General features: G+C 64.6%; 21 protein-coding genes. 9 read left to right on the top strand and 12 right to left on the bottom strand.

The features are described from left to right. The first annotated feature begins 43 nt into the window (after positions 1-43). The 3 genes from JC616_RS16990 to JC616_RS16980 are packed head-to-tail and all read left to right on the top strand — an operon-like array spanning position 44 to position 2650. Complete coding sequence (locus tag JC616_RS16990; protein WP_227104390.1) at positions 44-949, top strand: NAD(P)/FAD-dependent oxidoreductase; 906 nt, start codon at positions 44-46, stop codon at positions 947-949. Positions 950-998: 49 nt separating this feature from the next. After that, complete coding sequence (locus JC616_RS16985; protein WP_227104388.1) at positions 999-1913, top strand: alpha/beta hydrolase; 915 nt, start codon at positions 999-1001, stop codon at positions 1911-1913. Further along, a complete protein-coding gene (locus JC616_RS16980) occupies positions 1910-2650 on the top strand; it encodes a thioesterase II family protein (protein WP_227104386.1) in 741 nt (246 codons plus the stop codon). The genes JC616_RS16985 and JC616_RS16980 overlap by 4 nt, the downstream gene beginning before the upstream one ends. A gap of 19 nt (positions 2651-2669) precedes the next feature. Here JC616_RS16980 and JC616_RS16975 read toward each other — a convergent pair whose 3' ends face one another. The 5 genes from JC616_RS16975 to minC all read right to left on the bottom strand — a co-directional run bounded on the left by JC616_RS16975 (position 2670) and on the right by minC (position 5880). Continuing rightward, positions 2670-3035 carry a VOC family protein gene (locus JC616_RS16975; RefSeq protein ID WP_227104384.1) on the bottom strand — a complete coding sequence of 122 codons (366 nt, stop codon included), beginning with the start codon at positions 3033-3035 and terminating at the stop codon, positions 2670-2672. Between the two features lie 86 nt (positions 3036-3121). Continuing rightward, a complete protein-coding gene (locus tag JC616_RS16970; RefSeq protein WP_107798540.1) occupies positions 3122-4060 on the bottom strand; it encodes a LysR substrate-binding domain-containing protein in 939 nt (312 codons plus the stop codon). Positions 4061-4063: 3 nt separating this feature from the next. After that, a complete protein-coding gene (minE, locus tag JC616_RS16965) occupies positions 4064-4321 on the bottom strand; it encodes a cell division topological specificity factor MinE (RefSeq protein ID WP_019104116.1) in 258 nt (85 codons plus the stop codon). Positions 4322-4324: 3 nt separating this feature from the next. Then, positions 4325-5137, bottom strand: coding sequence for a septum site-determining protein MinD (gene minD, locus JC616_RS16960; protein ID WP_048409059.1), 813 nt, complete (start codon positions 5135-5137; stop codon positions 4325-4327). Between the two features lie 26 nt (positions 5138-5163). Further along, positions 5164-5880 carry a septum site-determining protein MinC gene (gene minC / locus JC616_RS16955; protein WP_107798541.1) on the bottom strand — a complete coding sequence of 239 codons (717 nt, stop codon included), beginning with the start codon at positions 5878-5880 and terminating at the stop codon, positions 5164-5166. Positions 5881-5912: 32 nt separating this feature from the next. Between minC and JC616_RS16950 the strand changes: the two genes are divergently transcribed. After that, positions 5913-6254, top strand: a complete 342-nt coding sequence (locus JC616_RS16950; protein ID WP_227104382.1) for a hypothetical protein — start codon at positions 5913-5915, stop codon at positions 6252-6254. Positions 6255-6262: 8 nt separating this feature from the next. Next, positions 6263-6829: a phasin family protein gene (locus tag JC616_RS16945; RefSeq protein ID WP_107798542.1), complete on the top strand. Its 567-nt coding sequence runs from the start codon at positions 6263-6265 to the stop codon at positions 6827-6829. A 44-nt stretch (positions 6830-6873) separates the two neighbouring features. Here JC616_RS16945 and JC616_RS16940 read toward each other — a convergent pair whose 3' ends face one another. Beyond that, the gene (locus JC616_RS16940; protein ID WP_227104380.1) at positions 6874-7602 is read right to left on the bottom strand and encodes a hypothetical protein; all 729 of its coding nucleotides are present in this window, start codon (positions 7600-7602) and stop codon (positions 6874-6876) included. A gap of 474 nt (positions 7603-8076) precedes the next feature. Beyond that, positions 8077-8604, bottom strand: coding sequence for an inorganic diphosphatase (gene ppa, locus JC616_RS16935; RefSeq protein WP_107798544.1), 528 nt, complete (start codon positions 8602-8604; stop codon positions 8077-8079). A gap of 130 nt (positions 8605-8734) precedes the next feature. Here ppa and coq7 point away from each other — a divergent pair, with 130 nt between their 5' ends. Next, the gene (gene coq7, locus JC616_RS16930; protein ID WP_227104378.1) at positions 8735-9355 is read left to right on the top strand and encodes a 2-polyprenyl-3-methyl-6-methoxy-1,4-benzoquinone monooxygenase; all 621 of its coding nucleotides are present in this window, start codon (positions 8735-8737) and stop codon (positions 9353-9355) included. A 125-nt stretch (positions 9356-9480) separates the two neighbouring features. On the opposite strand, the gene JC616_RS16925 is transcribed toward coq7, so the two are convergent. From JC616_RS16925 to JC616_RS16910, 4 genes are all read right to left on the bottom strand, one after another. Next, positions 9481-10515 (bottom strand): DUF475 domain-containing protein, encoded by a 1035-nt coding sequence (locus JC616_RS16925; RefSeq protein ID WP_107798546.1) that lies wholly within the window; start codon positions 10513-10515, stop codon positions 9481-9483. 108 nt (positions 10516-10623) lie between these two features. Beyond that, complete coding sequence (locus JC616_RS16920; protein WP_227104376.1) at positions 10624-11820, bottom strand: DUF1615 domain-containing protein; 1197 nt, start codon at positions 11818-11820, stop codon at positions 10624-10626. Positions 11821-11902: 82 nt separating this feature from the next. Beyond that, complete coding sequence (locus tag JC616_RS16915) at positions 11903-12637, bottom strand: substrate-binding periplasmic protein (RefSeq protein ID WP_158274244.1); 735 nt, start codon at positions 12635-12637, stop codon at positions 11903-11905. Positions 12638-12776: 139 nt separating this feature from the next. Then, the gene (locus tag JC616_RS16910; protein ID WP_227104374.1) at positions 12777-13484 is read right to left on the bottom strand and encodes a peptidoglycan DD-metalloendopeptidase family protein; all 708 of its coding nucleotides are present in this window, start codon (positions 13482-13484) and stop codon (positions 12777-12779) included. 119 nt (positions 13485-13603) lie between these two features. Here JC616_RS16910 and JC616_RS16905 point away from each other — a divergent pair, with 119 nt between their 5' ends. From JC616_RS16905 to tdh, 3 genes are all read left to right on the top strand, one after another. Further along, on the top strand, positions 13604-14326 hold the full coding sequence (locus tag JC616_RS16905; protein WP_227104372.1) for a substrate-binding periplasmic protein: 723 nt from the start codon (positions 13604-13606) through the stop codon (positions 14324-14326). A gap of 198 nt (positions 14327-14524) precedes the next feature. Then, on the top strand, positions 14525-15724 hold the full coding sequence (locus tag JC616_RS16900; RefSeq protein WP_107798551.1) for a glycine C-acetyltransferase: 1200 nt from the start codon (positions 14525-14527) through the stop codon (positions 15722-15724). Between the two features lie 49 nt (positions 15725-15773). Next, positions 15774-16799: an L-threonine 3-dehydrogenase gene (gene tdh, locus JC616_RS16895; RefSeq protein ID WP_107798552.1), complete on the top strand. Its 1026-nt coding sequence runs from the start codon at positions 15774-15776 to the stop codon at positions 16797-16799. 269 nt (positions 16800-17068) lie between these two features. Here tdh and JC616_RS16890 read toward each other — a convergent pair whose 3' ends face one another. Then, complete coding sequence (locus tag JC616_RS16890; RefSeq protein WP_227104370.1) at positions 17069-17866, bottom strand: SPOR domain-containing protein; 798 nt, start codon at positions 17864-17866, stop codon at positions 17069-17071. Between the last annotated feature and the right edge of the window lie 80 nt (positions 17867-17946).

The following is a 17946-nucleotide window of genomic DNA, read 5'->3' as shown; positions in this document are numbered from 1 at the left end:
CGTCCGCGCGCCCTCCGATTCATCCCGATAAGGACATCCCATCATGAATACCGAAACTTCCACGACTGTATTCGACGTCATCGTGATCGGCGGCAGTCACGCCGGACAATCCGCCGCCTTGCAGATCGCGCGCGCGCGCCGCCGCGTGCTGGTGATCGACGCCGGCGCGCGCCGCAATCGCTTCGCCGCCCAATCCCACGGCGTGATCGGCCTGGACGGGCGCTCGCCCGACGCGATCGCCGCGGACGGCAAGGCGCAATTGCTGGCCTATCCCAACGCGCAATGGCGCGCGGACACCGTGGTCCGGGCCGAGAGCGGCGAGGCCGGCTACGCGCTGCGCTGCGCCTCCGGCCAAAGCTACGCGGCGCGCCAGCTGGTGCTGGCCTTCGGCGTGGTGGACGAATTGCCTGAGCTGGAGGGCCTGCGCGAGCGCTGGGGCGAAAGCGTGTTCCACTGCCCTTACTGCCACGGCTACGAACTGAAGCAGGGCCGCATCGGCGTGCTCGGCGGCGGTCCCTTGTCCTATCTGTCGGCGATGCTGATGCCGGAATGGGGCCCGACCGTCTTCCTGAGCGGCGGCGGCTTCGAGCCGGACGCGGCGCAGCGCGAGGCGCTGGCGCAGCGGGGCGTCGACATCGTGCGCGAACGGATCGCGCGCATCGTCGAGCGCGCCACCGTCGAGCTGGCCGATGGACGCCGGCTGGCCTTTGACGGGCTGTTCATGATGAACCGCTTCCGCCTGTCCAGCCCGGTGGCGGAGCAGCTGGGCTGCGTGATCGAGGAGGGGCCGCTGGGGCCTTATGTGCGGACCGACGACGCGATGGAGACATCGGCGCCGGGCGTATTCGCCTGCGGCGACATCACGCAGCGGGGCGGCACCGTGGCGCTGGCCATCGGCAACGGCGCGCTGGCGGGCATCGCCGCGCATCGCAAACTGGTGTTCGGATAAGCCGCGCGCGACGGCAGACTTCTTTCTCTTCATGACTGGAAAGCGATTCATGAGTTGGCAAAACCTATGTTTCTCCTGGCTGTTGCGTAGGACGGCCAAATCCCTGACCCGCAAGCCCGGCCTGACCGCCCAGGAAATGCGCGAGCGCAGCGCGAAATGGGCGCGCGGCGAAATCAAGCCGCCGCGCGGCTGGCGGGTGCGCAAGCTGGACGCGGAGGCGCTGCGCGGCGAGTGGATAGAGCCTGAAGCCGCCGCGCGGCGCGAGGCGAGCGGGCGGGTGATCCTGTATTTGCACGGCGGCGGCTATTGCTTCTGCTCGCCGCTGACGCACCGCGGCGTGGCCGCCGCGCTGGCGCGGGAGGCGGACGCGCGCGCGTTTTCGCTGGCTTACCGGCTGGCGCCGGAACATCCGTTCCCGGCCGCCGTCGACGACGCGCTGGCGGCGTATCGGGGGCTGTTGGACGAGGGCGTGGCGCCTGAGCGTATCGTGGTCGCCGGCGATTCCTCCGGCGGCGGGCTGGCGCTGGCGCTGCTGCTGTCGCTGCGCGACGCGGGCGCGCCGATGCCGGCCGGCGCGGTCTTGTTCTCGCCGTGGACGGATCTGGCGGCGACCGGAGCCTCGCTGGAAGCGAACGACGCGTCCGACGTGATGCTGAGCGCGGTGGCGGTGAGGAATTTCTCGCGCTACTACCTTGGCGACGCCGCCGCCGATCATCCCATCGCCTCGCCGCTCTACGGCGAGTACGCGGGCCTGCCGGACCTGTTCATCCAGGCCAGCGACAGCGAGGTGCTGCTGGACGACGCCGCGCGCGTGGCCAGCAAGGCGAGCGCGGCCGGCGTCGGCGTGGATTTCAAGGTGTGGCGGCGGCTGCCGCACGCCTGGGCCACCCTGACGCCGATGCTGCCGGAAGCGAGGGCGGCGATCAAAGAAGCCGGCGGCTTCATCCGCAAGGTGGCGCCGTGAACCGCGGCTGGGTGGACGCCGCGCCGGCCGGCCAAGCCGCGGCCTTGCGCCTGTTCTGCTTCCCTTACGCCGGCGGCAGCGCGGCGGTGTACCGCGGCTGGGCGGAGCGCTTGCCGGCCGCGGTCGATGTGCTGCCCATGCATCCGCCGGGGCGGGGGCGGCGCTTTCACGATCCGCTGCGCTACCGGCTGGATCAGCAGGCCGAGGAGGCGACGGACGCGATCGCGCCGCTGCTGGACCGGCCTTACATCTTGTTCGGGCACAGCATGGGGGCGAGCCTGGCTTTTGAGGTGGCCCAGCGGGCGCGGGCGCGCGGCCTGCCGGCGCCCTGCTGCCTGATCGTGTCCGGGCGCGCCGCGCCGCATCTGCCGCCGAGAGAGCGGCCGATACACGGCTTGCCGGACGATGAGTTTCTGGACGAGGTGATGCGCATGAACGGCACGCCGGCGGAAGTGCTGGCCCATCCGGAACTGGTCCAGGTCATCCTGCCGGTGCTGCACGCCGATTTCGAGGCGATAGAGACTTACCGTCCCGCGCCGCGTCCCCCTTTGAGCTGCCGCATCGTCGCCCTGGGCGGCAGCGAAGAAGAGGGCGGCGTCGAGGCGGCCGCTTCCTGGCAGGGCTATGCCACCGGCGGTTTTCGCAGCGAGATCCTGCCCGGCGATCACTTCTTCCTGAACGGGAGGCCGGAAAGCCTGTTCGCGATACTGAAGGAGGAGCTTGGCCGCGCTGTGTGAGGGCCCGGCCCGCGGCGGCTTACAGGTTCTGGCCGACGCGCCACAGCACGCCGGAGGGATCGTGCAGGCAGAAGTCGCGCATGCCCCAGGGCTGGTCCACGAGCGGGCCTATCTTGGCCGGATAGCGCTCGGTGACGCCCTGGGCCAGCCATTGGCGGTGCCAGGCGTCGACATCGTCGACCAGCAAGTGCAAGACCAGGTTTTCCGCCAATTGCGGATGATAGAAGTCCTGCAGCAGGAAGCTGCACTGGCCATGGACGAAATAGCTGACGCCGTGGCTGTCCGACTTTTGCTCGAAGCCCAGATCGGCGTAAAAGCGCTGCGACAGCGCGTAGTCGCGGGCGGGCACGAAGGCTTTGATTTCAATGCTGCGCAATTGAGACACGGGGAAACTCCTTGCGGTGGTGGGGCGGAAAAAAACCGCTGCGGCAGGGCGCGCAGCGGTTGTCTCGTTTGGGGGCGGGAGCCGGCTTATTGTGCCGGCGCTTCGCCTTCCAGCATGGCGACGCCTTCCAGTCCGGAGCGGAAGACCGCCTGTTGCAGGGTGTCTATCGCCTTCTTGCGGAAGAACTGCTTGCGCGTCACCAACAGCACGCGGCGCTGCGGCGCCGGCGTCTTGAACGGCACCACCGACAATAAGGATTCGTCGGTGGGGCCTATCGAGGTGGACGGCATCACGGTGACGCCCATGCCGCTGGCCACCATGTGGCGGATGGTGTTGAGCGAGCTGCCCTGCAGATTGGCGGCCAGCGTGCCGCCGTGGCTCTGCCGGCTGGCCAGATCGCTGCAGGCCTGCAGCACCTGATCGCGGAAGCAATTGCCCTGGGTCAGCAGCAGGACGCTTTCGTCGGCCAGCTGATTGGCGGCGATGGCGCCCAGCTTTTCCCAGGGATGGCCCTTGGGCGTGGCGACGACGAAGGGCTCGTCGTACAGCGGGCTCGCCACGGTGCCGGCCTCGTCGAAGGGGTCGGCCACGATGATGGCGTCCACTTCGCCGCGCTTGAGCATTTCCGAAAGCCGGGAGGTGTAGTTCTCCTCCAGGATCAAGGGCATGTCCGGCGCCAGGATGCGCAAGGCCGGGATCAGCCGCGGCAGCAGATAGGGGCTGATGGTGAAAATCACCCCCAGCTTCAGCGGGCCCACCAGTTCGTTCTGATGTTCGCCGGCCAGGCGTTTGACGGTTTCGGCCTCCTCCAGCACGCGTTGCGATTGCTCGATGATGCGTTCGCCGATCTCGGTGACGCTGACTTCCTGGCCGCCGCGCTCAAACAGCGTGACGCCCAGTTCGTCCTCCAGCTTCTTGATGGCGATGGACAGCGTCGGCTGGCTGACGAAGCAGCTTTGCGCGGCGCGGCCGAAGTGGCGCTCCCGCGCCACCGCGACGATATAGCGAAGTTCGGTCAGCGTCATGGCTCAGCGCTGGTGCTCCGGCAGCACGATATTGACTTCCAGCACTTCGAAGTCGTCCTGGCGCTCCACTTGCACCTTGATGTCGTCCAGATTGACCGCGACGTATTTGGAGATCACTTCCATCAATTCGCGCTGCAGCGCCGGCAGATAGTCGGGCGCGCTGCGGCCGTTGCGTTCGTGGGCCAGGATGATTTGCAGGCGTTCTCTGGCAATGGCCGCGGTTTTCTGGCGCTTGCCAAAGATCATTTCGATCAGGGACATGACTTAACCTCCAAAGAGGCGCTTCAGAATGCCCACTTTGGGGGCATCGAGGAAACGCATCGGGCGCTCTTCGCCCAGGAAACGGGCCACCACGTCGGAATAGGCGTCGGCGACGTCCGAGCCTTTCAGGTGGATGGCCGGGGTGCCGGAGTTGGAGGCTTGCAGAACGGTCTGCGACTCCGGAATCACGCCCAGCAGCGGCACGCGCAGAATCTCCTTCACATCGTCCACCGACAGCATTTCGCCCTTGTCGACGCGGCCGGCGGAGTAGCGGGTGATCAGCAGGTGTTCCTTGACCGGCTCGCGGCTTTCTTCCGCGCGCTTGGACTTGGAGGACAGAATGCCCAGGATGCGGTCGGAATCGCGCACCGAGGAGACTTCCGGATTGGTGACGATCAGCGCCTCGTCGGCGAAGTACAGCGCCATCAGCGCGCCTTTTTCAATGCCGGCCGGCGAGTCGCAGACAATGTATTCGAAGCCGGCTTCGGCCAGGTCGTTCAACACCTTCTCCACGCCGTCCAGCGTCAAGGCGTCTTTGTCGCGGGTTTGCGAGGCGGGGATGATGTAGAGGTTGTCGCAGTTCTTGTCCTTGATCAGCGCCTGGTTCAGGCTGGCTTCGCCGTTGACGACATTGATCAGGTCATAGACCACGCGGCGTTCGCAACCCATGATCAGGTCCAGGTTGCGCAAACCGACGTCGAAGTCGATGACGACGGTTTTGTGACCGCGCAACGCCAGGCCGGAGGAGAAGCTGGCACTGGTAGTGGTTTTACCGACGCCACCCTTGCCGGACGTCACAACGATGATTTTTGCCACAGTCGATCCCTTTGAATAATGGCTTGTTACTCGCCGAGCGCGGTCATGACCAGGCGCTCGTTCTCGAGATAGATTTGAGTTGGCTTGCCCAGAATGCTGTCGGGCAAGGCTTGTTCGATAGTTCGATAGACTCCGGCGATGGACACCAGTTCGGCCTCCATGCTGCGGGCGAAAATGCGGGCGCCGGCGTTGCCGCGCGCGCCGGCGAGAGCGCGGCCGCGCAAGGGCGCGTAGATATGGATATTGCCGTCGGCGATCACTTCCGCGCCGGCGCTGACCATGGCCAGCACGATCAGATCGCAGCCCTTGGCGTAGATTTGCTGGCCGGCGCGCACCGGACGGTCGACGATCATGGCGCCGGTGGCCGGAGCCGGTTCCGGCGCGGCGGGCTTGTCGGCGGGTTCCGGCGCGCTTTGCGCCGAACGCGCCGGCGTGGCGCTGCTGGTGTAGGCCAGGCCGAACTGGCTGGCGACGCCGGCCAGCGCGGTGCTGGGGTGGCGCAGGGCCACCGCGCGGATGCCGCGGCGGCTGAGCATGGGCAGCAGGCGGCCGTAATCCAGCTCGGCCGGGGCGGGCAAGGCTTCCACGTCGAGGACGAAGGCTTCCGCCGGCGCGTCGTGGCCGGTGCCGAAACGCGCGTCCAGCGCCTGGCTCAGTTCGTCCAGGTCGTCGGTGCGCAGCAAGAGCGCCAGCAGATCCAGGCTGGCGGATTTTATGTCGAATGCGTTGGCCGCAGGGCTCATTGTACTTGGCTTCATGTAGATAGATTTATTCTATGGGGCGAGTGTACTGGGTTGCTGACAGGCTTTCAATGGCGTTGCTCGGCTTGGGGCCAAAAGGCCGAAATCGGCCGAGGCGGCGGGCTTGGACGCAGGCAAGTGTTGCAATTGAGGGAATTGTCGCGCGGAGAAGAAAGGAAGCGCGTTTCCGTAATGTCTTTGGAATGTTTGTGTTGCAAAAATTCATGAAAAATAGCGGTTTAGCTGCTTGTGCATTGCAACATTTTCTTGACTCGAGAGAGCCGACCCGCCAGAATGGCAATTGTTGCGATGCAACATCAAGGGCGCAGGTTAAGTTCGCTGTCGTTGCTGAGCTGTCAATTTTGGATATTTTTTAGGAGTCGTCATGTTTACCACTACTCAAGAATTCTCCGCTCTCGGCCAGTCGCAGTTCGACAAGGCCGTGCGTTTCTCCTCCATCGTGCTGGCCGGCGCCGAGCGTCTGGCCGCGCTGCAACTGGACCTGTCGCGCAAGCTGTTGGCCGACAACGCCCAGGCGATCAAGGCGCTGAGCGAAGCCAAGGATCCCAAGGCCTTCGCCGAAGTGCAGAGCAGCCTGGCTCAGCCGTCCATCGATCAGGCTTTCTCCGTGGCGCGCAATGTCTACGACGCCGCGCTGACCACCCAGAATGAACTGGCCGCTTTTGTTGAAGAGCAGATCGCCGAAGGCAATCAGACCCTGCTGAGCAATCTGGACCGTCTGTCCAAGAACGCGCCGGCCGGCTCCGACGCCGCGGTGTCCGCTCTGAAAAGCCTGGTGAACACCTCCAACGCCGCTTTCGAAAGCGTGTCCAAGACCGCCAAGAAAGTCAGCGCGGAAATCGCCGAAGCCAGCGTGGAAGCCGCCACCAACTCCGCCAAGGCCGCCAGCGCCGCCGTCGCCCGCGGCAAGAAGGCGACCAGCGCCGCCTGATTCCGGCCTTGTCGTGAAAAAAAGCCCGCGTTCTCGCGGGCTTTTTAGTTTTTGGGGCTCAGCGGAGCTTGGGCGGCGAAGTCGTCCCATAATTGCCGCCAGGCCTGCTGGCAGCCGTCCGCCTGCACGATCAGCCCGGCCAGGCTGGCGGCGTAGTGTTCTTGCTCCCGCGGCGGTTCGGCGAAGTCCCGCCGCGCCGTCGGATTGTCCTCGGGCAGCTTGCGTTCCCGCAGATAGCGTTGCGACAGGCGCACCAGTTGTTCCCACAGCCGCCATTGCCCGCGCAGCCCGGTTTCCCAGTCCGGCGCGGTTTGCGTGGCCGGGCTGGGCGGCGTCTGCCGTCTCAGCATGAACAGCAGCGCTTCCCAGACCTGGCGGGTGTAGCGCGCGCTGCCCGTCGGGCCGCAGCGCAGCCAGGCGGCCGGCAGCGGCGCCAGCGCGTCCAGCAAGGCCAAGGCGTCGGCGGTCGGCGCGCGGTCGGCGCCCAGCAACAGCATGAAGCCGAAGTCCGAGCCCAGCGCCTGCCAGGCGCCGTCCAACTCCAGCAACTGGACCTCGTGCTTGCGGCAGAGCCGCAGGCGGGGAGGCAGGGGAGCTTGATGCAGGGGGTCGATATTGATCCAGCAGCCGGAAGGCAGGTAAAAGCCTTGCCAATCGCCAGGCAGCCAGGACGGCGGACCGCTCGCGCCGGCGGACGCGGGCAAACCCCGGCTGGCCAGGCGCTGCTGGAGCCAGTGGAGTTGCGGTGCTGAGCCTTGGGCGATATAGGTCACTATGGTTCCGGTTGGGCTGCCCGACGCCATGGCGACGACAGGCGGCGGGGCATGGGGGCCATGTTCGGGGCATTGCGGTCCTGGACGCGGGCGGGCACCCGGAAGCGGTTCACGATCCGCCGCGCGCCGGCGTACGGTCTTTGAGAACCCCTTCGAAGCGCCTATCTGCCGTATGCGCATTCCGCTTTTTCAGCCGCAAGGCCTTGTTTTACTTTAGCCCGCGGGGCCGTCGCAGGTTCTAATGGAACGATACCTGCAATGCGGCGACGGGTAAAAGAATTATTTATGGTATTTAGTAACAATCACTTGCTTTTCTAACTGCGGGCGGCCGCGGCGTCCAAGCCTCAGCGATTGTAGCAAATAATGATGGCATATTGCGTTGCAATATCAGCGTTGGCGAATGTGCGGAGGCAAACGCCGGGCGTGAAAAAACCGGCGACGCGCGCCGGTTGTCTTGGGATAAGCGCCGAGCGCTTATTTTTCGAAGTTGGCGATGCCGTCGACCAGTTCGGTCTTGGCGTCGTCCAGCGTGCCCCAGCCTTGCACTTTGACCCACTTGCCTTTTTCCAGGTCTTTGTAGTGTTCGAAGAAGTGCACCATCTGGTTGCGCAGCAGTTCCGGCAGGTCTTCCAGTTTCTGGATGGACTTGTACATCGGGCACAGTTTTTCCACCGGCACGGCCACCAGCTTGGCATCAACGCCGGACTCGTCTTCCATCTTGATCAGGCCCAGCGCGCGACAGCGCACCACCACGCCCGGAGGCAGCGGGAAGGGGGTCACCACCAGCACGTCAACCGGATCGCCGTCGCCGGCGAGGGTTTGCGGCACGAAACCGTAGTTGGCCGGATACATCATGGAGGTGCCCATGAAGCGGTCAACCACCAGCGCGTTCCAGTCTTTGTCGAATTCGTACTTGATCGGGGCGGCGTTGGCGGAGATTTCGATGACGACGTTGAAGTCGCCCGGCATGTCTTTGCCCGGGCCGATGCTAGCGAGATCCATCAGGGAATCCTTGTTGAGCGTGTTGAACACAATGTTTCGATAAACCGCGCAATTATAGCAGTAGCTGCCGCGTCGCGTATCGGGCGGGTATAATCGCCGGCGATTGAGTGAGCGCGAGAAAGAGCGATTGATGCTGGACAAATGGATCGTCGAGTTCGACAAGGGGCTGCGCACCCTGTTTGCTTCCGCGCAAAGCCTGCGGCCGCATCCTGACGCGGCGCTGGACGAGGCGGAGCTGGCTGCGGAGGAGAAGCGGCACGCTTTGGGCCTGATGCGGGTGAACCATTGCGGCGAGGTGTGCGCCCAGGCTTTATACCAGGGGCAGGCGCTGACGGCGCGCACGCCGCAGGCGCGCGAAGCCTTGCGCCAAGCGGCGCAGGAGGAGGTGGAGCATCTGGCCTGGACCGAGCGGCGCATTCGCGAGCTGGGCGGCCGGCCCAGCGTGTTCAACCCGCTGTGGTACACCGGTTCGCTGGCGATAGGCGTGGCCGCCGGGGTGTTGGGCGATAAGTGGAATCTGGGCTTTCTGGAGGAAACCGAGCAACAGGTGGGCGCGCATCTGGACAGCCATCTGAAGCTGTTGCCGGAGGCGGACGCCAAGAGCCGCGCCATCGTCGAGCAGATGCGCGACGACGAATTGAAGCATGCGGACATGGCCCACGATCTGGGCGCGGCCCCATTGCCGGCTCCGGTCAAGGGGGCGATGAAGCTGTCCGCCAAGCTGATGACGGGAGCCAGTTATCGGCTTTGACGGATAAGAGCGGCTAACAAAAGTCGGTTTCACGGCTGAAGCAAGGCGCGCCGGCGCAAGGCCGTCGCCGCTCTATAACGAACAGGCCTGGATTCCAGGCCTGTTCGCATTACGGCGCGGGCGTTTCAGTCGCGCCGGCGCTTGCGCCCCGGCAGGCTGGTGACGATGCCCAGACCGATGATGGCGACGCTGATCAGGCCGGTGAGCACTTCGCCCAGCTCTACGTGGAGCGCGGCGGCGAACATGATGGCGACCAGGGCGCCGATGGCCCAGAACGCGGACGTCTCCAGGTATTTGAACTGGCCGATGATGTTGCGCTCCACCAGCAGAATGGTCATCGAACGCACGAACATCGCGCCTATGCCGAGCCCGGCGGCGATCAGCCAGAAATTATTGGTGATGGCGAAGGCGGCGATCACGCCGTCCATGGAGAAGCTGGCGTCCAGCGTTTCCAGATAGACGAAGCCGATCAGGCCGTTCTTGGCCGCGGCGGTCTGAATGTCCATGCCGCCGAACAGCTGCTTGAACACATGCAGCGCCATGAACACCACATAGCCCCAGAAACAGCTGCTGAGAAACTCCATCTTCTGTCCGGCGGGAATGGCGGCGGCCACCAGCGCGATCAACAGGATGGCGATCATCGACTGCGCGTTTTCAACCGAGCCCAATCGGGCCAGCAGCGGCTCGACGGCCGGCAGCCAGTGTTCGTCCTTTTCCTTTTTGACGAAGTATTCCACCACCACCATCAGCAGGAAGGTGGCGCCGAAGCCCATGATCATCAGATGCGAGTCGTGCATGATCTGCTGGTAGCGCAGCGGTTCGCGGGTGGCGATGGAGAAGGCCTCGAGCAAGGGCGTGTCGCCGGCGACGGCGACGATGAGCAGCGGAAACAGGATGCGCATGCCGAACACGGCGACGGCGATGCCCACCGTCATGAAGAGTTTGCGCCACAAGGAGCTCATCGCCTGCAGCACGCTGGCGTTGACGACCGCGTTGTCGAAGGAAACGCTGGTTTCCAGAATCGCCAGCACCAGGGCGGTGACCAGGAAAGAGCTGGCCATGGCGGGGCCGCCCAGCTGGAAGCCGTACCAGCCGGCGGCGGCCAGCACGACGACGCTGAACAGCAGCGAGCCGGTGAAGTAGGAGAGCGTGGTGCGCATGAATGAATTCGCCTTGTTGTGCCGGACGAGCCAGGCCCGCCCGGCGCCGGCGTCGGGAGCGGCGCCGGCGGGTGATGACGTGGGATTATAATCGCGGCGGTTTTGAGGTCAACGCGCGCGGGCCAGGCAGCTCTGATAGCGGCCGTCCACGCGCTTGGCGAACCACTCGGTGGTCAGCTTGCGGGTGATCTTTGGGCTTTTCAGATCGATCTGCGGCAGTTGTTCGCGCGCCGCGGGCTTGCCGAAGCGCTGGTCCGCCAGCGCGTAGGTTTTGCGGTAGAGCTCGCTTTGGCCGAAGGCGGCGCTTTTTTCCAGTTTCAGGTCGCGCAGAATCTCGCCCTGGCCCATGCCCAGTTTGCCGCCCTGGCTGATGACCGCGCTCTGGGTGGTGCTGGGGTAGACCTTGCCGTCCTTGTAGCTGAGCAGGTCGCCGTCCAGCGTCAGGTCCTTGCCGCTGAGTTTTTCCATGACGGCTTGGAAGGCCGCGTTGCGGCTGCTGTAGCGGCCGGCGTTGAAGTCGGCGAAGCGGTACAGCATCTGGCTGTAAGGCGCAGGGTATTGCAGCAGGATGGCCGCGCCGAAGTAGACGCCGCCGCGGCGGGTGAACACTTCCTGGCGCACGCTGCCGCTGCGCGGATAGGGATAGGGCCAGACTCTGACGTGGCCTTCGGCGAACTCGACGCTGACCTGCATCGGCCCGCCGGTGCGGATCGGGTTCTTCATGCTCATCGGCAGGCCCAGCTTGCTGGCTTCGCGCGCCATGTCTTCGAACAGATCGTTCATTTCCCTTTCGGTGCGCAGGCTGTCGATGCGCGCCTTATAGCTTTTGCCGTTGGGCGATGTCTTCATCAGCGCGGCTTTGACCACCGGCAGCGGGATCAGATAGCCGTGGGCCCGCTCGGCGATCTTGTCCCAGACGATGGCGGGCAGATTGGGCACGGTGGGATCGGCCTGCCAGCTGGACTCCTGTTCGATCACCGCCGCCAGCGCGCAGAAATTCTCCGCGGTGTAGGGGATCTTCAGGTGGGTGAAGGCCGAGAGCATGTCGTTGCTCCAGCCCTGGCGGTCGCGGATCTTGGCCGGCAGCAGGCGGTTGAGCAACAGGCGCCCGGCCTGCGGATCGTTGTAGGCGGGCCTGAGCGGCGGCGCGCTCACCGGCGGAGGCGAGGGCGGCGCTTCGACCGCCGGCGCAGGAGCCTCCGGCTCGGGGGGGACGGGCGCGACGACGACGGGAGCGGCGACCGGGGCCGGCGGACTGACGGTGGCGCAGGCGCTCAGCAGCGCGGGCAAAAGGGCAAACAGCAAACGGGACGGTTTCACGGTGCGCGGGACGGTGCGGAATCAAACCGTGAAGGTTAGGCTATCTTGCTGTCATCGGCAATCGCGCTCAGAGGTTCTGGTAACGATTCACGATTTGCTTGTAGGCGCCGCTTTTTTGTATCGCGCGCAAGCCCAGGTTGAACTCGTCCTTCAGGGGGGCGCTGCGGAAGGCCATCCGGTACACGGTGGGGGCGAACAGCCGGTGAATGTCCACCGGCGCGGTTTTTTCCTTGAACTGGGTGGCGAGCTTGTGGTTCATCCAGGCGAAGATGTTGCGGTCGGCCACCACCACGTCCACGGAGCCGCGGTACAGCAGCCGGTTTTGATCCACCTGGTTGGCGGTTTCCGCGTAGTTGGGATTGCTTCGGGCCATGTCCTTGAAGGCTTCGCCCAGATATTGCCTGGCCAGGGAAAAGGCCAGCACCCGATAGGCGCCCAACTCCTTGGCTTGGTGCAGCTGGATGCGGCGGCTGCTGAGGGTGATGGCCACATCCTCGTAGCTGATGTAGACGTCGGAATACTCGGCTTGCAATCCGGCCTGCTCGCCCACGGTGGCCACCGCGTCGATGTCCTTGTTCTTCAGCGCCATCGGCAGCCGGGGTTGGGAAAAGAAAACCGGTTCTATCCGGTAGCCGCGCTCTTGCAAGGCGGCGCGCACGATCTCCACTTCAAGCCCGCTCTTGCCGCCCTCCATCACATAGGGCTCCAGCGATTCGCCAAAGGCCACCTTGACGATCTTGGCGGCGTGGGCGTTGGCGGCGAGGGCCAGCAGCAAGCTGCCAAGTAACAGTAATCTCCCCATCGGCTTGCCTTCTCGACTTCCTCGCTTCGGGCCCGCGCAGTGGAAACCGCGCTGTCCGGGCGATAGGTTGCGCATCAGATAAGGAATGTATTTTGCGCGTACGCCGCCGGCGCTGACAAGCGCTCCGCCGCCGTGCGGCTCAGTCCGTCAGATAGGGCAGGGGATCGACCGCCGAAGAGCGGACGCGCAGTTCAAAGTGCAGCTTGACCCGGGTGGTGCCGGAACTGCCCATGGTGGCGATGGTGTCGCCGGCCTTGACCGCTTGCCCTTCCTTGACCAGCAAGGACTGATTGTGAGCATAGACGGTGAGGTGGGCATTGTCATGCTGGATGATCAATAGATTGCCGTAACTGCGGATGCCTTTGCCGGAGTAGGTGACCTTGCCGCCGGCCGCCGCGCGGATGGGGGCGCCCGCCTCGCCGGCGATGTCGATGCCCTTGCTGCCCTGGCCGTTGAACTTGGCGATGACGGGGCCCTTGGCCGGCCAGACCAGCTTGATATTGGCCGTCGGCCGAGGCGCGGGCTTGCTGGGCTCGGAGGCGGAAGGCTTGGCCGCGGGCCGGCTGGGCTGCGGACGGCCGGGCTTGGCGGAGGCTTGCGCGGAGCCGCCGGGGGCTGATACGCGCAGCAATTGCCCGGCATTGATGCTGCCCGGGTCTTTCAGCCCGTTCCAGCGCACCAGGTTCGCCACGCTGACCCGGTGGTTCTGGGCAATGCGAAACAGGGTGTCTCCCGGTTTGACGCGGTAAAAGCCGGCGGACTCCACCGCGGCGGGTTGCGAGGTGCTGGCGCAGGCGGCAAGCAGCAGGGACAGGGAGCTGGAAATAAGGCGGACGCGCAAGGACATGGCGCCGATTTTAGCATCGCAGCCCGCGGCTGCGCGGTTTCTGTGCGCAAACGCCGGCGGCTGGACTAAAAATCATGTTAAGGACTGTGACGGGCATGGGCATCGGGCGGAGGTGCGGGATGAAACTGGGGTGGGCGATAAGCGGCTTGTGGTGCATGGCGGCGTTGGCGGCGGAGCCGTCGACGCTCTCCGTCTACAGCGTGGAGTATCCGCCGCTGGTGTTGAAAGGAGAGGGCGGCAAATTGAGCGGCATCGCCACGGAGGTGGTGGCCCAGGCGCTGCAATTGGCCGGCTTGAGTGTGCGCATGCCGGAGATCCCCTGGAAGCGCGCCCAAATGCAGGTGCAGCAAGACGCGGACAGTTGTCTGACGCCTTTTACCCGCTCCCCGGAGAGAGAGAAAATGTATCGCTGGGTGGGGCTGGTGATGGAAAGCAAGCAATCCCTGTTCATCAATACGCATCATCCCGTGGTCTTGAACTCGCTGGACGACGCCAAGGGCAAGCGCGTCGTGGTGCTGCTGGGCTCCTCGCTGGCGGAGTATCTGAAAAAAAACAATATAGGGTATTCGGTCAGACCTACGCCGGAGGAGGCTGAGCGCGAACTGGCGGCGGGCGTGGCGGACATCTGGGCGGTGCATGACGTGGTGGCCAACTACACCATCAAACAGGTGGGCACGCCGACGGACAGCATCCGCGAGGCCTTGCAGGTGCAAACCACCAGCATTTATCTGGCCTGCAGTCCGAAAATGTCGGATGCGACCGCGCTGAGGCTGAGCAGGGCGTTTCAGCAATTGCGCGAAAGCGGGAAGCTGGAAAAAATCATCGCCAAATATTTGAAGTGACGATAGTTGTCGTGCGGTATTTTATGGTGACAGTGTTGGTTCGTATTAATTTATCAAGGTTACAGTATCTTGGAAAAACGCATTGAACTGTCACTGATGGCTGTGAAATGGCTGGGCTAGAATGGTGCCAGTTTTTGAGTCGCCGCGGATCCGGCGGCGCAATGGTGATTCTTTTGTCATCCCTGGACAAGGACAGTCATGAACCGAACCTACTTAGCCCACCTAGAAGCCACGCTGGCGCAGATTCGCGCCGACGGTTTTGAAAAGCCCGAGCGCGTGATCGCCACGCCGCAGCGCGCGGACATCGCCTTGAGCAACGGCAGCAATGTGCTGAATTTCTGCGCCAACAACTACCTGGGCCTGGCCGACGACCCGCGCCTGATCGAGGCGGCGAAGAAGGGCATGGACGACTTCGGCTACGGCTGCGCCTCGGTCCGCTTCATCTGCGGCACCCAGCAAGTGCACAAGGACCTGGAGCAGGCGATTTCCGGCTTTCTGGGCACCGACGACACCATTCTGTATTCCAGCTGCTTCGACGCCAACGGCGGCGTGTTCGAAACCCTGCTGGGCGAAGAAGACGCGGTGATTTCCGATGAGCTCAATCACGCGTCCATCATCGACGGCGTGCGCCTGTCCAAGGCCAAGCGCTTCCGTTACAAGAACAACGACATGGCCGATCTGGAGGCGCAGCTGGTCGCCGCCGAGCAGGCCGGTGCGCGCTTCAAGCTGATCGTCACCGACGGCGTGTTCTCCATGGACGGCATCATCGCCGATCTGAAAACCCTGTGCGAAGTGGCCGAACGCCACGGCGCGCTGGTGATGGTGGACGATTCCCACGCCGTCGGCTTCATCGGCGACAGCGGCGCCGGCACGCCGGAGCTGTGCGGCGTGGCCGATCGCATCGACATCTACACCGGAACCCTGGGCAAGGCCCTGGGCGGCGCGTCCGGCGGCTATGTGTCCGGCCGCAAAGCCGTCATCGATCTGCTGCGTCAGCGTTCGCGTCCGTATCTGTTCTCCAACACCCTGGCCCCGGCCATCGCCGCCGCCAGCCTGGAAGTGCTGAACATCCTCAAGGGCGGGGAAGGTGCGGAGCTGCGCGCCAAGGTGCGCCGCAACGCCGAAGTGTTCCGCCAGGAAATGAGCGCGGCCGGCTTCACCCTGGTGCCGGGCCAGCATCCCATCGTGCCGGTGATGCTGGGCGATGCGCGGCTGGCGGGCGAGATGGCGGCCAAGCTGTTGGAAGAGGGCGTGTACGTGATCGGCTTCTCCTTCCCGGTGGTGCCCAAGGGCAAGGCGCGCATCCGCACCCAGATGTCGGCGCGTCACAGCGAAGAACAGGTTAGGCTGGCGGTGGCGGCTTTCATCAAAGTGGGCCGCGAGCTCGGCGTGATCTGAGGCGTAGCGCCGCGCGCCCAAGAGGGCGCCGCGGCGGATAGGAACAGCAATGAAAGCATTATCCAAACTGAAGGCCGAGCGCGGCCTGTGGATGACCGATGTGGCCAAGCCGGAAATCGGCCACAACGATCTATTGATCCGTATTCGCAAGACCGCGATCTGCGGAACGGACATTCATATCTGGAACTGGGACGACTGGGCGCAAAAAACCATCCCGGTGCCGATGCACGTCGGGCATGAATACGTCGGCGTGATCGAGGACATCGGCTCGGAAGTGCAGGGCTTCAGCATTGGCCAGCGCGTGTCGGGCGAAGGACACATCACCTGTGGCCATTGCCGCAACTGTCGCGCCGGCCGCCGCCATCTGTGCCGCAACACCTTCGGCGTGGGCGTCAATCGCGAGGGCGCGTTCGCCGAGTATCTGGTGATTCCGGCCTTCAACGCCTTCCCGATTCCGGACGACATTTCCGACGATCTGGCGTCCATCTTCGACCCCTTCGGCAATGCGGTGCACACCGCGCTCAGCTTCAACCTGGTGGGCGAGGACGTGTTGATCACCGGCGCGGGTCCGATTGGGATCATGGCGGTGGCGATTGCGCGCCATGTCGGCGCGCGCCACGTGGTGATCACCGACGTCAACGAATACCGCTTGGAACTGGCGCGCAAAATGGGCGCGACCCGCGCGGTGAACGTGGCCAAGCAGGACCTCAAGCAAGTGATGGCGGAATTGCACATGAGCGAGGGCTTCGACGTCGGCCTGGAAATGTCCGGCAATCCGCAGGCCTTCCGTCAGATGCTGGACACCATGAACCACGGCGGCAAAGTGGCCTTGCTGGGGATTCCCCCGGCCGACACCGCCATCGATTGGAACCACGTCATCTTCAAGGGCCTGGAAATCAAGGGCATCTACGGCCGCGAAATGTTCGAGACCTGGTACAAGATGGTGGCCCTGATCCAGTCCGGTCTGGACATCACCCCCATCATCACCCACCACTTCCCAGTGGCGGAGTTCCAGCAGGGCTTTGACGCCATGTTGTCCGGCCAGAGCGGCAAGGTGATTCTGGACTGGAGTTGACGGCCGGAAAGGACTGGACGCATCAACCCTCTTCGCCGGCGAAGAGGGTTTTTCACATGGGGGCGCGGCTTGAGCCTGCTTTGAGATTGTTTGAGTCTTTGGGGGCGGGCGGCGAGAATGCGCTGACAAAAGGGATGGGTCGGAGGGCCGCTGGCCGGTCTTCGCGGCTTGGGCCGCGCCGCACGCGGCGGTGCGTTTCGTTCCGATTGTTTGAGTGAGTTCAGAGCTTGCCCTCTCCGCATTGCGGAGAGGGCTTTTTTTATTTCGTCTTATTGTCCGGCGGGCGCCAGCAAGGGCGCATAACCCAGGCCGCGCAACTTCTCCATGGTTTCGTCGGCTTCGGCGCGGCTCTTGAACGGGCCGACCTGCACGCGGGTGACGGTGTGGGCCGGGATGCCGTGCTGTTTCAGCTCCTTCACCAGCTTTTCGGCGTTGCCGATGCTGGAGAACAGGCCCAGCTGGACTTGATAGCCGATGGAGCTGCCGGCCGGCTTGGCCTTGACCGGGGCCTCCTTGACCGGCGCGACGGGCTTGTCCGCCGCGATGGCGGCGGCGGCCGGCGCGGCTTTGACGGCTTCGGCCGGCGCGGCTTTGGCGGCTGCCGTCTGCGGCGGAGCCGCTGCGGCGCTTGGCGCGGGAGGCGCTTTCGCCGCCGCGCGCTCGTGCGCCGGCGTCGGCGCGGCGGCATGGACCGGCGGGCGGTTGTTGACCACGGCCGGAGTCTTGTCCAGGTCCGGGCTGGCCGGGCTGGCTACGCTGGGCGCTTGCGGCGCGCCGGCGGGCTCCGTCGCGGGCGCGCTGCTTTCCGCCGTCGGCGCGCTGGCGGGCGCGGGCGCCGGCGGCGCTTCCGCTGGGGCGGAGGCGGGCTTGATGATCTTGCCGGAGCTGGGGCTCTGGCTGCTGGCGGTCATTTCCACCTTGGGTTTGTTGAAACTGTCGGTCAGCGGAATGGCGGCCAGCGCCACGGCGACCAGGCCGCCGGCGATCAGCAAACGCTTTTTCAGTTTGCTGTTGAGTTCGGCCTCGCCGCCGGTCTTGTCGGGGTCTTGTTGATTTTGTTCGCGCATGGTCCGTGAGACTTGAGAAATGTGCAGCACATGGTTGAAAACACTGCTAAAATATCGGGTTCGTCAAAATTGGGTAACCC

The sequence above is a fragment of the Chromobacterium rhizoryzae genome (assembly GCF_020544465.1).
In the GTDB taxonomy this organism is placed as follows: domain Bacteria; phylum Pseudomonadota; class Gammaproteobacteria; order Burkholderiales; family Chromobacteriaceae; genus Chromobacterium.
The sequence above is the reverse complement of the archived record's forward strand: the minus strand, read 5'-3'. Positions and strand labels throughout refer to the sequence as shown.

Excerpts from the sequence above, each read along its gene's own strand:
- JC616_RS16990 (WP_227104390.1), top strand. The coding sequence starts at position 44 with ATGAATACCGAAACTTCCACGACTGTATTCGACGTCATCGTGATCGGC.
- JC616_RS16985 (WP_227104388.1), top strand. The coding sequence starts at position 999 with ATGAGTTGGCAAAACCTATGTTTCTCCTGGCTGTTGCGTAGGACGGCC.
- JC616_RS16970 (WP_107798540.1), bottom strand. The coding sequence starts at position 4,060 with ATGACGCTGACCGAACTTCGCTATATCGTCGCGGTGGCGCGGGAGCGC.
- minE (WP_019104116.1), bottom strand. The coding sequence starts at position 4,321 with ATGTCCCTGATCGAAATGATCTTTGGCAAGCGCCAGAAAACCGCGGCC.
- minC (WP_107798541.1), bottom strand. The coding sequence starts at position 5,880 with ATGAGCCCTGCGGCCAACGCATTCGACATAAAATCCGCCAGCCTGGAT.
- JC616_RS16950 (WP_227104382.1), top strand. The coding sequence starts at position 5,913 with ATGGGGCGAGTGTACTGGGTTGCTGACAGGCTTTCAATGGCGTTGCTC.
- JC616_RS16945 (WP_107798542.1), top strand. The coding sequence starts at position 6,263 with ATGTTTACCACTACTCAAGAATTCTCCGCTCTCGGCCAGTCGCAGTTC.
- ppa (WP_107798544.1), bottom strand. The coding sequence starts at position 8,604 with ATGGATCTCGCTAGCATCGGCCCGGGCAAAGACATGCCGGGCGACTTC.
- coq7 (WP_227104378.1), top strand. The coding sequence starts at position 8,735 with ATGCTGGACAAATGGATCGTCGAGTTCGACAAGGGGCTGCGCACCCTG.
- JC616_RS16925 (WP_107798546.1), bottom strand. The coding sequence starts at position 10,515 with ATGCGCACCACGCTCTCCTACTTCACCGGCTCGCTGCTGTTCAGCGTC.
- JC616_RS16915 (WP_158274244.1), bottom strand. The coding sequence starts at position 12,637 with ATGGGGAGATTACTGTTACTTGGCAGCTTGCTGCTGGCCCTCGCCGCC.
- JC616_RS16910 (WP_227104374.1), bottom strand. The coding sequence starts at position 13,484 with ATGTCCTTGCGCGTCCGCCTTATTTCCAGCTCCCTGTCCCTGCTGCTT.
- JC616_RS16905 (WP_227104372.1), top strand. The coding sequence starts at position 13,604 with ATGAAACTGGGGTGGGCGATAAGCGGCTTGTGGTGCATGGCGGCGTTG.
- JC616_RS16900 (WP_107798551.1), top strand. The coding sequence starts at position 14,525 with ATGAACCGAACCTACTTAGCCCACCTAGAAGCCACGCTGGCGCAGATT.
- tdh (WP_107798552.1), top strand. The coding sequence starts at position 15,774 with ATGAAAGCATTATCCAAACTGAAGGCCGAGCGCGGCCTGTGGATGACC.
- JC616_RS16890 (WP_227104370.1), bottom strand. The coding sequence starts at position 17,866 with ATGCGCGAACAAAATCAACAAGACCCCGACAAGACCGGCGGCGAGGCC.